Source organism: Actinacidiphila yanglinensis, assembly GCF_900107965.1.
In the GTDB taxonomy this organism is placed as follows: domain Bacteria; phylum Actinomycetota; class Actinomycetes; order Streptomycetales; family Streptomycetaceae; genus Actinacidiphila; species Actinacidiphila yanglinensis.
In genome coordinates this window covers 276,238-289,260 of sequence record NZ_FNVU01000002.1, presented here as the reverse complement: position 1 = coordinate 289,260, position 13,023 = coordinate 276,238, and the positions used below count along the sequence as shown (strand labels likewise).

Annotated in this window: 15 protein-coding genes; 7 read left to right on the top strand and 8 right to left on the bottom strand. The window is 73.7% G+C overall.

The window, feature by feature from the left end; all coding sequences use genetic code 11:
- Positions 1-11: 11 nt before the first annotated feature.
- The 6 genes from C4U44_RS05250 to C4U44_RS05225 form a co-directional block, all read right to left on the bottom strand.
- Complete coding sequence (locus tag C4U44_RS05250; protein WP_103884420.1) at positions 12-1,016, bottom strand: tetratricopeptide repeat protein; 1,005 nt, start codon at positions 1,014-1,016, stop codon at positions 12-14.
- A 126-nt stretch (positions 1,017-1,142) separates the two neighbouring features.
- Positions 1,143-1,943 (bottom strand): HD-GYP domain-containing protein, encoded by an 801-nt coding sequence (locus C4U44_RS05245; RefSeq protein WP_103884419.1) that lies wholly within the window; start codon positions 1,941-1,943, stop codon positions 1,143-1,145.
- 254 nt (positions 1,944-2,197) lie between these two features.
- Entirely contained in the window at positions 2,198-2,518 is a 321-nt protein-coding gene (gene rsrA / locus C4U44_RS05240) for a mycothiol system anti-sigma-R factor (RefSeq protein WP_103884418.1), read from the bottom strand.
- A complete protein-coding gene (locus C4U44_RS05235; protein ID WP_407642793.1) occupies positions 2,515-3,210 on the bottom strand; it encodes a sigma-70 family RNA polymerase sigma factor in 696 nt (231 codons plus the stop codon). Before C4U44_RS05235 ends, rsrA begins: the two co-directional genes overlap by 4 nt.
- A gap of 356 nt (positions 3,211-3,566) precedes the next feature.
- On the bottom strand, positions 3,567-4,226 hold the full coding sequence (locus C4U44_RS05230) for an alpha/beta hydrolase family protein (RefSeq protein WP_103884416.1): 660 nt from the start codon (positions 4,224-4,226) through the stop codon (positions 3,567-3,569).
- Between the two features lie 91 nt (positions 4,227-4,317).
- Positions 4,318-5,133 (bottom strand): SOS response-associated peptidase, encoded by an 816-nt coding sequence (locus tag C4U44_RS05225; protein ID WP_103884415.1) that lies wholly within the window; start codon positions 5,131-5,133, stop codon positions 4,318-4,320.
- Between the two features lie 82 nt (positions 5,134-5,215).
- Between C4U44_RS05225 and C4U44_RS05220 the strand changes: the two genes are divergently transcribed.
- The 4 genes from C4U44_RS05220 to C4U44_RS05205 all read left to right on the top strand — a co-directional run bounded on the left by C4U44_RS05220 (position 5,216) and on the right by C4U44_RS05205 (position 8,933).
- Positions 5,216-5,929, top strand: coding sequence for a M50 family metallopeptidase (locus C4U44_RS05220; RefSeq protein ID WP_103884414.1), 714 nt, complete (start codon positions 5,216-5,218; stop codon positions 5,927-5,929).
- Positions 5,930-6,136: 207 nt separating this feature from the next.
- Positions 6,137-7,495 carry a 3-phosphoshikimate 1-carboxyvinyltransferase gene (aroA, locus tag C4U44_RS05215; protein WP_103884757.1) on the top strand — a complete coding sequence of 453 codons (1,359 nt, stop codon included), beginning with the start codon at positions 6,137-6,139 and terminating at the stop codon, positions 7,493-7,495.
- Between the two features lie 10 nt (positions 7,496-7,505).
- The gene (rsgA, locus tag C4U44_RS05210) at positions 7,506-8,507 is read left to right on the top strand and encodes a ribosome small subunit-dependent GTPase A (protein WP_103884413.1); all 1,002 of its coding nucleotides are present in this window, start codon (positions 7,506-7,508) and stop codon (positions 8,505-8,507) included.
- Positions 8,508-8,609: 102 nt separating this feature from the next.
- On the top strand, positions 8,610-8,933 hold the full coding sequence (locus C4U44_RS05205) for a DMT family transporter (protein WP_103884412.1): 324 nt from the start codon (positions 8,610-8,612) through the stop codon (positions 8,931-8,933).
- A 12-nt stretch (positions 8,934-8,945) separates the two neighbouring features.
- Here C4U44_RS05205 and C4U44_RS05200 read toward each other — a convergent pair whose 3' ends face one another.
- On the bottom strand, positions 8,946-9,500 hold the full coding sequence (locus C4U44_RS05200; RefSeq protein ID WP_103884411.1) for a TetR/AcrR family transcriptional regulator: 555 nt from the start codon (positions 9,498-9,500) through the stop codon (positions 8,946-8,948).
- A 180-nt stretch (positions 9,501-9,680) separates the two neighbouring features.
- On the opposite strand from C4U44_RS05200, the gene hisN reads away from it, so the two are divergent.
- From hisN to C4U44_RS05185, 3 genes are all read left to right on the top strand, one after another.
- Entirely contained in the window at positions 9,681-10,478 is a 798-nt protein-coding gene (gene hisN, locus C4U44_RS05195; protein ID WP_103884410.1) for a histidinol-phosphatase, read from the top strand.
- A gap of 137 nt (positions 10,479-10,615) precedes the next feature.
- Positions 10,616-11,008 carry a CBS domain-containing protein gene (locus C4U44_RS05190; protein ID WP_103884409.1) on the top strand — a complete coding sequence of 131 codons (393 nt, stop codon included), beginning with the start codon at positions 10,616-10,618 and terminating at the stop codon, positions 11,006-11,008.
- A gap of 223 nt (positions 11,009-11,231) precedes the next feature.
- Positions 11,232-11,642 (top strand): Fur family transcriptional regulator, encoded by a 411-nt coding sequence (locus C4U44_RS05185; protein ID WP_103884408.1) that lies wholly within the window; start codon positions 11,232-11,234, stop codon positions 11,640-11,642.
- On the opposite strand, the gene C4U44_RS05180 is transcribed toward C4U44_RS05185, so the two are convergent.
- Positions 11,612-12,919: a HEAT repeat domain-containing protein gene (locus C4U44_RS05180; protein WP_235031814.1), complete on the bottom strand. Its 1,308-nt coding sequence runs from the start codon at positions 12,917-12,919 to the stop codon at positions 11,612-11,614. The two genes, C4U44_RS05185 and C4U44_RS05180, sit on opposite strands and share 31 nt — an antisense overlap.
- Positions 12,920-13,023 lie beyond the last annotated feature (104 nt).

Here is a 13,023-nt window from a genome sequence, read left to right as displayed (position 1 = left end):
TCTCGCGGCGCTCAGCACACCTCTTCGAGGTCCCGCCAGTCACGGGTGTCCGGGCTGTCGGCGACCCATCCGTCCAGCAGGCCGCGGACCAGCCCGGCCGGGGCGGCGATGCCGCACTCCCGCTCGGGGGTCCAGCCGAGTTCCTCCCCGGCGGGGCTGAGGTGGCTGAGGTGGCCGGGGTGGCCGGGTTCGCCGTGGTCGTGCGGGTCGCGGGTGGCGGAGGAGCCGTCGTCGGTGGGCATCCGGCTCTCGGAGCAGGTGCGGCACAGCAGCCGGACCGAGGAGGACCAGTCCTCGGCGGCGTATCCGGCCTCGGCGGCCAGCCGCTCCAGGGCGTCGCGGTCGGCCTGGGTGCCGGCTTCGAGCAGCACCAGCCAGGTCGGGACGGGTGACGGCGCCCACAGCTCGATCTCGTCGAAGACCGGGTAGACCGAGGAACCGGAACCGCGCTCGGTGGCGCGCTCGCCGTGCGGCACGCCGTCGTGGAGCACCACCTCGCCCCAGCGGCGGCCGGAGGACGGCAGCGGGATGGACAGCACCTCGATGCGGGCCGGGTCGAGCCGCCGGCCCCAGACCACCTCGGCCTCGCCCTCCGGGGACAGCCGCACCGCGGCGCTGCCCAGCGGGAGCCGCACCGACTCCTCGCCGATGCGCTCGGCGGTGCCGGCCGGCATCCGCAGCCCGTACGCCTGCCAGGCGCGGCGGGCCAGCGGCCAGTCCTGCAGCGCGGTGGCGGCGATGCCGAGGTTCCACCAGTCCGGGGCGCCGACCGGGCGGTCCAGCAGGGCGACCGCGCGCAGCCCGGCGATGCGGGCCTGCGACCAGTCGTGCCGGAACTTGTGCAGCAGCGCGAGGTTGTACCAGGACTCGGACAGCCAGGGCTCCAGGTCGGCGGCGCGGGTGAGCAGCGCGCCGGCGTCCTCGTAGCGACCGTCGTCGATCAGCGTGAACGCCCGGTCGGTGGCCTGGCGCCACGTGGGCGACGGCCGGTGCCGCACTCTTCCGAAGATCTTCAACGTCGTATCCCGCCTGCCCGCTCAGCCGGTCTGCCCGATGCGGCCCGTACCACCCTGTACGACACCAACCTTGCACATTCTGGCCGTTGTCTCAGCCCGAGCCCGCCGCATGCGGAACGCGGGGCCTCACCGAACTCCCTTGCCCTTCGCACCGGCATCCAACCATGCCCAGGTCGGAGGGTGCGCGGCCACCCTGGCCAGGAGGGGGCCCTCGACCGCGGCGGTGGCCCCGCACAGCGTCGGCAGCGGCTCGGGCGTGGCCGGTGCGGCAGGCCCGGAGAACCCCGGGGCGGGCGGTCGCGCCGCCAGCGCGCGGGCCAGTGCCTCGACCATCATCGGGTCGAACTGCGTGCCGGCGCACCGCCGCAACTCGGCCAGCGCGGGCGCGTCCGGCCGGGCCGAACGGTACGAACGGGTGGACGTCATCGCGTCGAACGCGTCGGCGACAGCCACGATCCTGGCCGCTTCCGGAATGCGGCCGCCGCTCAGCCCGTACGGGTACCCGGCGCCGTCGACCCGCTCGTGGTGGTGCAGCACCGCGGCGCGCGCCTCCCCGAGCACCGCGATGCCGCGCAGCACTCCATCGCCGTCGCCCGGGTGGAGTTGGATCACTCGGCGCTCCTCGTCGGTGAGCGGACCGTTCTTGCGCAGCAGGCCGGTGGGGACGGCGAGCTTGCCGATGTCGTGCAGGGTGCCGCCGAGCCGTACCGCCTCCACCCGGGCCGCGGGCGCGCCGAGTTCGACGGCGATGAGCGCGGCCAGGTCGCCGACCCGCTCGCTGTGGCCCCTGGTGTAGGGGTCCTTGAGCTCCAGGGCCTGCAGCAGCGCCTGCACGGTCGCCTGCTGCGCCTCCTGCCGGACCCGGCGGGCGCAGGCGGGGCCCCAGCAGACCGCGGGGGGCTGCGAGCGGCGGTGCGCGGGTGACACGGCGACGGCCTCCTGTCCGTACGTCTGATACGTCGGTGTACGAGACTCAGGAGGATAGGGCCGTAGCGGGCGTCAATGAGGACTTTGCGGCCATTACGCCGGAAGGGGGCACTGCCGCTCACCCGTAGGGGTGATCTACGGTCGAGCGGCTTGACGGCCACCAGGCGGTCATGTGCCAGGCATCAGAGCACGAGGTGCCAGGTGCTGAGCGCCGGTTCGGGCCGACCTGTCGGACACTCCGACAGGTCGGGCGATCACGCCGAGGGCGCCTCGGTCGTGGGGAGTTCCGCGCTGAGCGCGTCCTGCTCGGGCACGGCCTCGCCGCGGCGGACCAGCTCGATCCGCATCATCACCTTGGAACGCAGGTCGCTGGGCACGTCGTCGGAGCCGCAGCAGCGCTTCACGAGCTTCTTGACCGCGACTTCGAGGCCGTACTTCTCCAAGCAGGGGTGGCACTCGTCGAAGTGCTCCTTGAACTTGGTGCAGGCATCGGCGGACATCTCGTCGTCCAGGTACTCGTAGAGGTGATTGAGCACCTCGGAGCAGTCCGTCTCATGTGCGTTGCCGCAGCTCATGAATCCGCGCCCTTCTCATCTGCCACGCCCGCCGGGACGAGCCCGCGGTCCCGGGCGTAGTCCTCCAGCAGTTCGCGAAGCTGGCGACGCCCGCGGTGCAGCCGCGACATCACGGTGCCGATGGGAGTACCCATGATGTCCGCGATCTCCTTGTAGGCAAAGCCCTCGACGTCCGCGAGGTACACCGCGATGCGGAACTCCTCGGGGATCGTCTGGAGCGCCGTCTTCACGTCGGAGTCCGGCAGGTGGTCCAGCGCCTGGGACTCCGCGGAGCGCAGCCCGGTCGACATGTGCGACTCGGCCCGTGCCAGCTGCCAGTCCTCGATCTCCTCGGAACCGCTGCGCAGCGGTTCGCGCTGCTTCTTGCGGTACGAGTTGATGAAGCTGTTGGTGAGGATGCGGTACAGCCACGCCTTGAGGTTCGTGCCTTCGCGGAACTGGTGGAAGGACGCGTACGCCTTGGCGTACGTCTCCTGGACCAGGTCCTCCGCGTCGGCCGGGTTGCGGGTCATCCGCAGCGCGGCCGAGTACATCTGGTCGAGGAAGTTCAGGGCATCCCGCTCGAAGCGCTCGCTGCGCTGCGCTTCGCTCTCCTGTGCCTCACCCGTCGCCTTCGACCCGGGTGGCACTTCCGAACCGGACGCACCCGCGTTGTTCGCCGTGCTGTCGTCGGTGCCGGTGACCGCACCCACCTCCTCCATGACGCCGGCGTGCCCAGAAGTGGACCCGCCCGCTTGGGAGGATATTGCACGGGTGGAGGACGTGCCGGTCGCGCCCTTGCCACGGTCCTTCGCAGGCCACTGGGTCCAGTCCAGATACGGTGCTGCTGCGGCCTGTCCGGCGCTGAGCGGCGCGACCTGCGCGCCCACCTGTGCGACGGCCTCCTCGCGTGACCGGCATGCGGCTGAAACCATGCGGCTGCCTCTCTCACCCTGTTTGGACGCCGCTGTCGCGGCTCCTGTCGACTCGCACAACATCGCCGGTGCTGTCGTCATTCCCGGGAACGAGAAGTACGCCCGTACGGCCTACCACGGCGGGTGGAGGCGGCTCAGGCGGGGTCGGCGTGCCCCAGCCCCGCGAGCCAGTCCCCGACGGTTTCGGTCAGCAGGGCGAGTGCCGCCTCCTGGGTGACCGGCGCCCGCTTGGGCACCGCGAATCCGTGGTCGCCGTAGGGCACCTCGACCGGCCGGTGCTCCTCGGGGAACTCCTCGGGCCGCCCGAAGGCGTCGGCCCCGCCCTGGACGCCGAGCACGGGCAGGACCGCGGCGGCGCCGGCCAGCTCGTCGAGGCGGGACTTCTCCGGCCTGCCCGGCGGGTGCAGCGGGTAGGCCAGCGCGAGCACCGCGGCCGCCCCCAGCGCCTGCGCGGTCCGGCACGCCACCCGGGCCCCGGCGCTGCGCCCGCCGGCCACCACGGGCAGCCCGGGGCCGGCCAGCCGCGGCCACGCCGCGGTCCATCCGGTGTCGAGGGTCTTGGGGGCCGGTGCGATCTTCTTCCCGGCGACCCGCCAGGGCTGCTCGACCAGGGCGACGCTCACGCCCCGGTCGGGCAGCGCGGCGGCCAGCGCCGCGAGGTCGTGGGCCTGGATGCCGCCGCCGGCGCCGTGCCCGAGGGCCAGCACGCAGCGCGCCCGGCCGGCGGGCCGGTGCCAGGTGATCCGGGCCGGGCCGGCCGGGGTCTCGACGGTTTCCGTGAGGGGTTCGCGCACCGCACCAGCCTGCCAGAGCCTGCGCCGCCCGAGGACGCGCGGACACGCGTCGCGGCCGGAGGAGGCGGGGGCGCGGGTGGCCCCGCCGCCCTCAGAACAGCGTCTCCTCCTCCGGCGCCGGCAGCTCCGTCACCAGTTCCGGCCCGTTGTTGCGCACGTTGCTGACCGCGGTGCCGACCGGGTGGGCCCGCAGCAGGCCGGCGGGTGGGGCGGACAGCAGCCCGGCCAGCGCGTCGGGGTCGGTGGTGGCCGGGTCCAGCCAGGCGTCCCAGCGGTCGGGGGTCATCATCAGCGGCATCCGCGGGTGGATGTCGGCGAGCGCGCGCGGGCCGCTGCCGTCGTAGCCGGCCAGGTCGGTGCTCTCGGCCTCGGTGGTGAGCACGGTGCAGGTGGCCCACCAGGCGCGTGGGTGGTCGTCGGGCAGGTTGCGGTCGCGCCAGAACTCGTACAGCCCGGCCATCGCGAAGACCGAGCCGTCGGCGGGGGTGACGAACCAGGGCTGCTTGCGGGGGCGCTTCTTGCGGCCCTCCTCCTCCAGCCGGCGCTCCTGGACGCCGGTGACCCACTCGAAGTACCCGTCGGCCGGCAGGAGGCAGCGGCGGGCGGCGAGCGCGCGGCGGAAGGACGGCTTCTCGGCGGCGGTCTCGGACCGGGCGTTGATCAGCTTCACGCCGACTTCGGGGGTCTTGGCCCAGGACGGCACCAGGCCCCAGCGCAGCGCCCGCAACTGGCGGACCGGATCCGGGGAACCGGAGTCCCGCACAGGTCGGTCGAGTATGACGTAGACGTCCTTGGTCGGGGCGACGTTCCAGTCGGGCGCGAGGGTCTCGGTGGGGTCCCATTTCCGGACCTCGAAGAGGTCGGCGAGATCGTCGGGTTTCCGGCTCGCCGCATATCGACCGCACATGGCTGCCACACTGCCACGACCGTGGGCCCGACTGACAGCCCTTCCCGAGGACCGCAGGAGACGCACGAGAAATGAGCGCTGCATGAACGTCGCGAGCATCACCGAGATGTGGGACCGGTTGACCGGGACGCAGACCGCCCCCTCGCACTGGCTGGTGGGCGCGACGGCGCTGATCGCCCTCGCCGCCGTGACGGTACGCGGTCTCTGGCATGTCACCCGCAACGCGGTGACCATCGCCCACGAGGGCGGCCACGGCCTGCTCGCGCTGCTGACCGGCCGCCGGCTCCAGGGCATACGCCTGCACTCCGACACCTCGGGCCTGACCGTCTCCAAGGGCAGGCCGCACGGTCCCGGCATGGTGCTGACCGCTGCCGCCGGCTACACCGCGCCGCCGCTGCTCGGCCTGGCCGGGGCGGGCCTGCTGACCGCCGGGCACATCACCGCCCTGCTGTGGGGGGCGACCGCGCTGCTCCTGCTGATGCTGGTGATGATCCGCAACGCCTACGGTGCGCTGACCGTCGTCATCACCGGTGCGCTGTTCCTGCTGGTGTCATGGCTGACCAAGGCGCAGGTGCAGGCCGCGTTCGCGTACCTGGTGGTGTGGTTCCTGCTGCTGGGCGGCGCCCGGCCGGTCGCCGAACTCCAGAGTTCGCGCCGCAGGGACCGCAGCGGTTCCTCGGACGCGGACCAGCTCGCCCGGCTGACGCACACGCCGGCGGCGCTGTGGCTGCTGCTGTTCTACGTGGTGGCGCTGTGCTCGCTGTTCGCGGGCGGCCGGTGGCTGCTGGTCCGGTAGTCCCGGCGGCTCCAGGGGCGCGGATGCGTCCCCCGCCCGGGCCGCGGCGCCCGGGGCAGCGGGATGGCGCAGCGCCCCCGGGCGGGGTGCCGCCCGGCCCCGGCCGAGGCCAGGGCGTCCGTGAGGTTGACAGCACCCTGTTTCCAGTAGGTTTCGCCGCATTCGCCGGCTTATCTCCCCGTACCCGAGCCACTACGCTTGCTGACCATGACCGACAGCACCGCGCAGACCGACCTGTGGCCGGCCCCGACCGCGCCCGCAGCCGTGGACGCGACCGTCCAGGTGCCGGGTTCGAAGTCGGTGACCAACCGCGCCCTGGTGCTCGCCGCGCTGTCCACCGAGCCCGGATGGCTGCGCCGGCCGCTGCGCAGCCGGGACACCGTGTTGATGGCGGACGCGCTGCGGGCCATGGGCGTGCAGATCGACGAGATGGTGAACCCCGACGGCGGCGAGGCGTGGCGGATCATCCCGGCCGGGCTGCACGGCCCCGCCACCGTCGACGTCGGCAACGCGGGCACCGTGATGCGCTTCCTGCCGCCGGTGGCCGCGCTCGCCGACGGCGCGGTCCGCTTCCAGGGCGACGCGCGGGCGTACGAGCGCCCGCTGCACGGCGTGATCGACGCCCTGCGGGCGCTGGGCGCCCGGATCGACGACGAGGGCCGCGGCTCGCTGCCGATGACCGTGCACGGCGCCGGATCGCTGGCCGGCGGGGCGGTGGACGTCGACGCGTCCTCGTCGTCGCAGTTCGTCAGCGCCCTGTTGCTGTCGGGACCGCGGTTCAACAAGGGCCTGGAGCTGCGGCACACCGGCCGCACCCTGCCGTCGCTGCCGCACATCCGGATGACCGTCGACATGCTGCGCAAGGCCGGCGCGAAGGTCGACGCCCCGCAGTACGGCGGGACCGCCAACGTGTGGCGGGTCGCCGCGGGCGCGCTGCTGGGCCGCGACCTGACCGTGGAGCCCGACCTGTCCAACGCGGCGCCGTTCCTGGCCGCCGCCCTGGTCACCGGCGGCCGGGTCACGATTCCGGGCTGGCCGCGCATCACCTCGCAGCCGGGCGACGCGCTGCGCGACCTCTTCACGCGGATGGGCGGCTCCTGCGAACTCACCGACCACGGCCTGACCTTCGCCGGCAGCGGGCGGCTGCGCCCGCTCGTCGCCGACCTCGGGGACGTCGGCGAGCTGACCCCGGTGATCGCGGCGGTGGCCGCGCTCGCCGACGGCGACTCGGAGCTGTCCGGCATCGCCCACCTGCGGCTGCACGAGACGGACCGGCTGGCCGCGCTGGCCGCGGAGTTGAACGCGCTGGGCGGCGACGTCACCGAGACCGAGGACGGCCTGCGCATCCGCCCCCGCCCGCTGCACGGCGGGGTGTTCCGCACCTACGACGACCACCGGCTGGCCACCGCGGCCGCGGTGCTGGGTCTGGCCGTCCCCGGCATCGAGGTGGAGAACATCGCGACGACCGCGAAGACGCTGCCGGACTTCGCCGACCTGTGGACGGCGATGCTGGCCCGGCCCGGGGCGACGCCCGGGACGGCCGTCGCCGGCGCGGGACGGAGCTGACGGGCCCGCCATGCGCCGCTACGGAAAGAACCCCGACGAGGACGACATCCGGGTCCGCCCCAACAGCAGGGGCACCCGCCCCCGCACCTCGATCCGCCCCAAGCACGAGGACGCCGCCGAGGGCATGGTGCTCACCGTCGACCGCGGCCGGCTCACCGTCCTGGTCGAGGACCGCGAGGTCACCGCGATGAAGGCCCGCGAGCTGGGCCGCAAGTCCGCGGTGGTCGGCGACCGGGTGGCGGTGGTCGGCGACCTGTCCGGCGTCAAGGACACGCTGGCCCGGATAGTCCGGGTCGAGAGCCGCTCGTCGGTACTGCGCCGCACCGCCGACGACACCGACCCCTACGAGCGGGTGGTGGTCGCCAACGCCGACCAGCTCGCCATCGTCACCGCGCTCGCCGACCCCGAGCCGCGCCCCCGGATGATCGACCGCTGCCTGGTCGCCGCCTACGACGCGGGGCTCACCCCGCTGCTGGTGCTCACCAAGTCCGACCTGGCGCCGGCCGAGCCGCTGCTGGAGACGTACGGCGCGCTGGACCTGCCGTACGTGGTCACCAACCGGGAGGACTTCCTGACCGGCGGCGTCGACCAGATCCGCGAGCGGCTCGCCGGCCATGTCACCGCGCTCGTCGGGCACAGCGGGGTCGGCAAGACCACGCTGGTCAACGCCCTGGTGGAGCGGCAGCGGACCACCGGCGTGGTCAACGCGGTCACCGGCCGCGGCCGCCACACCACCACCTCGGCGCTCGCGCTGCCGCTGCCGGGCGACTCCGGGTGGGTGATCGACACTCCCGGGGTGCGGTCCTTCGGCCTGGCGCACATCGACCCGTCCCGGGTCGTGCAGGCGTTCCCGGACCTGCTGCCGGGCACCGAGGAGTGCCCGCGCGGCTGCTCTCACGACGAGCCGGACTGCGCGCTGGACGCCTGGGTGGCCGCGGGACACGCGGAGCCGGCCCGACTCGACTCGCTGCGGCGACTGCTGGCGACACGTGAGCGGCGCGAGGGCGACTGACGGTACCCCCATCGGTTCCCCGGCCCGGCTGTGTGATGATCGGCTGCGGACGCATGCGTGCGACGCACGGTGGAACGACGGATACGGATACGGAGGCACCCGATGCCCTGGCTTCTCGTGGTGGTCGCGGGGCTCTTCGAGACGGGGTTCGCGGTGTGCCTCAAGCTGTCGCACGGCTTCAGCAGGCTGTGGCCGACAGTGGCCTTCTGCCTGTTCGCCCTCGGCTCGTTCGGCCTGCTGACACTCTCCCTGAAGAAACTCGACGTCGGCCCGGCGTACGCGGTGTGGACCGGCATCGGCGCGGCAGGCACCGCCATCTACGGCATGGCGTTCCTCGGCGACCTGGTCTCCATGCTGAAGCTGGTCTCGATCTCGCTGGTGATCCTGGGCGTCATCGGGCTCCAGATCTCCGGCTCCTCGCACTGAGCTGATCCGGCGTCAGCGGCGCGGCCGGACCAGCAGGCTCCGGACGAGCTGGGCGACCCGGATGCACGCGTCCTCGTCGCTGGGGGCGGGCGCGAGGACGTACGACACGGTGAGGCGGATCGCGGCGTCGCACGCCCAGGCGACGTCGTCGGGCGGCAGCCGGGGGAAGGCGCGGATCAGCGACGCGGTGGTGCGGGTGCGCAGCGCGTCGGCGAGGTCGGGCAGCGGGAGGCGGGCCGGGCGGGCGCCGGTGAGGGCGGCACGCACCAGCGGGCTGCCGCGGGCGCGGCGCAGCGTCCAGCCGGCCGCGGCGGCGAAGCGCTCGCCCGCGTCGCCGCCGTCGTGCCCGGCGCGGGCGAGCGCCTCGTCGACTCCGCCGAGGTAGAGGTCGGTCTCACGCCGTACCAGCGCGCGGGCCAGCCCGTCCTTGCTGCGGAACTCGTTGTAGAGGGTCTGCCGGGAGACGCCCGCGGCGGCGGCCACCTCGACCATGCGGATCTCGTTCCACGACCGGTCCGCGAGCGCGGTGAACGCCGCTTCGAGGAGCGAGTCGCGCACGGTAGGCATCGTTGCCTCCCCAACACCGCAGGCGTCGTGGGTCGCGGACAGCGGGCGTGCCGAAAGAATTGACGCGGTCCGACGCTCTGTCAAGGCTCCTCGGCGGTCCGTGTTCCGGTTCCGTCACGGCCGAAGGGCGGCCTGTGGCCTGATGGTCGCGGCCCTGGCCGGATCGATACTGTTCGGCTCATGCCCGATTACAACGACGACCTGCGGCTGGCCCACGTGCTCGCCGACGCCGCCGACGCCGCGACGATGGAGCGGTTCAAGGCGATCGACCTCAAGGTGGAGACCAAGCCCGACCTGACCCCGGTGACCGAGGCGGACAAGGCCGCGGAGGAGCTGATCCGCAGCCAGTTGGGCCGGGCCAGGCCGCGGGACGCGGTGCTCGGCGAGGAGTACGGCAGCGAGGGCAGCGGCACGCGGCGGTGGATCGTCGACCCGATCGACGGCACGAAGAACTACGTGCGCGGCGTGCCGGTGTGGGCGACCCTGATCTCGCTGGCGGTGCGCGGCGAGGGCGGCGACGAGGTGGTGGTCGGCGTGGTGTCGGCGCCCGCGCTGGGCCGGCGCTGGTGGGCGGCGAAGGGCAGCGGCGCCTACAGCGGGCGCAGCCTGTCGTCGGCGACCCGGCTGCACGTCTCCCGGGTCGGCCGGCTGGAGGACGCGTCGTTCGCGTACTCCTCGCTGCACGGCTGGGAGGAGGCGGGCCGGATGGAGGGCTTCCTGCACCTGACCCGCAACTGCTGGCGGACCCGCGGATACGGCGACTTCTGGCCGTACATGATGGTCGCCGAGGGATCCGTGGACATCTGTGCGGAACCGGAGTTGAGCGTCTGGGACATGGCGGCCAACGACGTGATCGTGCGGGAAGCGGGCGGCCGATTCACCTCGCTGGAAGGGGAGTCGGGGCCGTTCGGCGGCAACGCGGCGGCATCGAACGGGCTTTTGCATGAGGAGTTGCTGGGATATCTGGGGCGTTCCTGACTCTTGCCTCACCCGCAACAGCATGTGACCATGAGAATACCCCCGCTTGTGAATTTGTGAAAGTATTCACGGAAGGCCCTACCGGGCCCCCGGAAGGCTCTCACGGACGGATTCACCCCTCCTGGAGGTGCCCCCACATGCTGGTCCGCGACGCAATGAGCACGGTGGTCCTGACCATCGGCCCCACCCACACCCTCCGCCAGGCCGCCCGGCTGATGTCCGCCCGCCGGGTCGGCGCGGCCATCGTCCTCGACCCCGACACCTGCGGGCTCGGGATCCTCACCGAGCGCGACATCCTCGACGCGATCGGCGCCGACCTCGACCCCGACGGCGAGCCCGCCCACGCCCACACCACGACCGACGTCGTCTTCGCCGCCCCTCAATGGACCCTGGAGGAGGCCGCATCCGCCATGGTGCACGGCAAGTTCAGGCACCTGATCGTGCTGGACGGCCGCGAGCCGGTGGGCGTGGTGTCCGTCCGCGACATCATCCGGCTGTGGGCGCCGGTGCGCTCCGGCGTGCCCGCGTAACGGCGACGAGAACAGCGGCGACATGGCGAAGGGGGCCGGAGCCCAGCGGCGTCCGGCCCCCTCCGGCCTTACGGTCAAGCGACGGCCCGCCCGCGGAGGGCCTGGAACCGCGACGTCCGATCACTTACCAGAGGTGATCCTACACTGGACATTGTCTAAGTCAAGAGTGCACCCAGCCATCGACACGTTCGTCTTCAGGACCCCGACTGTTAGGCTGGTACACATGAGCGACCTGCTGGAACGACTGCGCGAACGCGGCTGGCGGATCACCGCCCAGCGGCGCGTCGTGGCCGAGGTCCTCGACGGCGACCACGTGCACCTCACCGCTGACGAGGTCCACGCCCGCGCGACCGCCCGGCTGCCCGAGATCTCCCGGGCGACCGTCTACAACACGCTCGGCGAGATGGTGACCATCGGCGAGGTCATCGAGGTGGCCACCGACGGCCGCGCGAAGCGGTACGACCCGAACGCCCACCACCCGCACCAGCACCTGGTCTGCTCCCGCTGCGGCACCGTCCGCGACGTCCGCCCCACCGGCGACCCGCTCGCCGCCCTGCCGGCCGACGAGCGCTTCGGCTTCACCGTCTCCGCGGCCGAGGTCACCTACCGCGGGCTCTGCCCGGACTGCGTGTAGCCCTTCGCACCGCGCACCCCGATCCGCTCCGCGAGCCGCCGTACCGCCGGCTCGGTCCGGGTCCGGCCGATCCACAGCGTCTCCGGCGGCACCTCCTCCGGCACCCGCGCCAGCGCCTCGAACACGTGCCGGGCCACGCCCGGGTCCGGGTCGTTGGCCAACGGGGCCAGCAGCGGCACCAGTTCGCACGGCTTGGCCAACCGCCCCACCGCGCGGACCGCCGCCCTGCGCACCGCCGCCCGCGGATCGGGCAGCAGCCGGGCGAGCAGCCCCACGTCGACCGGGTCGCCGCACTCCCCCAGACCCGCGGTGAGCCCGGCCAGCAGCCGCGGCGACGCGTCCGCCTTCGCCCCCGCCCTGCGCAACTGCTTGCGGTAGACGTCCGCGGGCGGCTCACCGCGCTGGTAGAGCTTCCACCGGGCCTGCGCCCGCACCATCCTGGCCCGGTCGGTCAGCGGCGCCACCAGCCGCGTGGCGGGCACGTCGGCGGGCAGCGCCGAGACCGCCAGTTCGCGCACCCCCGCGCCCCGCGCCCACAGCAGCCGCCCCGCCTGCTCCGGGTCCAACTCCAGCAGCCGCTGCGCGCACAGCCGCCGGCACACCTGATCGGTGTCGTACAGCGCGGCACGCAGCAGGTCGCCGCGGACGTACTCGCCCAGGTCCAGGGCCAGTTCGACGCCGAAGCGGCGCACCGGCGGGTCGGCGTGGGCGGCCAGTGCCCGCACCGCGCGCCGCTGCGCCGGCTCGGCCAGTACGGACCGGTACTCCCCCAGCAGGCCCTGGGCGCGCCGGCGCGCCTGGAGCCCCAGCAGCACCCCGACCACCGCGGGCGCCTCGTCCGGGGCGCTTCGGGACGTCAGCGCGGCCCACGCCCCCGCACTGACCTCCGGCACCCAGTCCGCCGCACGCACCGCGAGCGCCGCCGCGGGCAACGGGCCGCCGTACGCCGCCAGCGCCTCCACGGCCGCCTGCCGCACCCTCCCGTCGGGCGCCAGCGAGGCAACGAGCCTGCCCAGCAGATCGGGTGACACGGCGACAGGACCACCCGCCCCACGGCCCTCGCGCGCGTACCGGTCCAGCAGCGGCAGCAGGACGGCCGGGGCCTGCGCCAGCGTCTCCGACACCACGGCTCTCACCTGCGGCGGGCCGTCCGCGGCCACCCCGCGCAGCCGCGCCAGCAGCAACCTCACGTCCTCCGGGCGCCGTTCCTCGACCACCCGGCCGCACCACGCGGCCCACCGCGCCGCCTCCGCGATCCGCTCCGCGGACGCGTCCACCCTTGCCGCTGCCCGACCACGCCTGCGCAGCAACCCGCCTCCCGGCCTTGCGCTCCCTCTCCGCCTCCATCGTCCCGCCCCGCCCGCCGCGCACCAAGCAGCTT

Bases quoted from the DNA above. Each gene is read 5' to 3' on its own strand.
- C4U44_RS05200 (WP_103884411.1), bottom strand. From the start codon at position 9,500: ATGCCTACCGTGCGCGACTCGCTCCTCGAAGCGGCGTTCACCGCGCTC.
- aroA (WP_103884757.1), top strand. From the start codon at position 6,137: ATGACCGACAGCACCGCGCAGACCGACCTGTGGCCGGCCCCGACCGCG.
- C4U44_RS05185 (WP_103884408.1), top strand. From the start codon at position 11,232: ATGAGCGACCTGCTGGAACGACTGCGCGAACGCGGCTGGCGGATCACC.
- C4U44_RS05225 (WP_103884415.1), bottom strand. From the start codon at position 5,133: ATGTGCGGTCGATATGCGGCGAGCCGGAAACCCGACGATCTCGCCGAC.
- C4U44_RS05220 (WP_103884414.1), top strand. From the start codon at position 5,216: ATGAACGTCGCGAGCATCACCGAGATGTGGGACCGGTTGACCGGGACG.
- C4U44_RS05205 (WP_103884412.1), top strand. From the start codon at position 8,610: ATGCCCTGGCTTCTCGTGGTGGTCGCGGGGCTCTTCGAGACGGGGTTC.
- C4U44_RS05190 (WP_103884409.1), top strand. From the start codon at position 10,616: ATGCTGGTCCGCGACGCAATGAGCACGGTGGTCCTGACCATCGGCCCC.
- rsgA (WP_103884413.1), top strand. From the start codon at position 7,506: ATGCGCCGCTACGGAAAGAACCCCGACGAGGACGACATCCGGGTCCGC.
- hisN (WP_103884410.1), top strand. From the start codon at position 9,681: ATGCCCGATTACAACGACGACCTGCGGCTGGCCCACGTGCTCGCCGAC.
- rsrA (WP_103884418.1), bottom strand. From the start codon at position 2,518: ATGAGCTGCGGCAACGCACATGAGACGGACTGCTCCGAGGTGCTCAAT.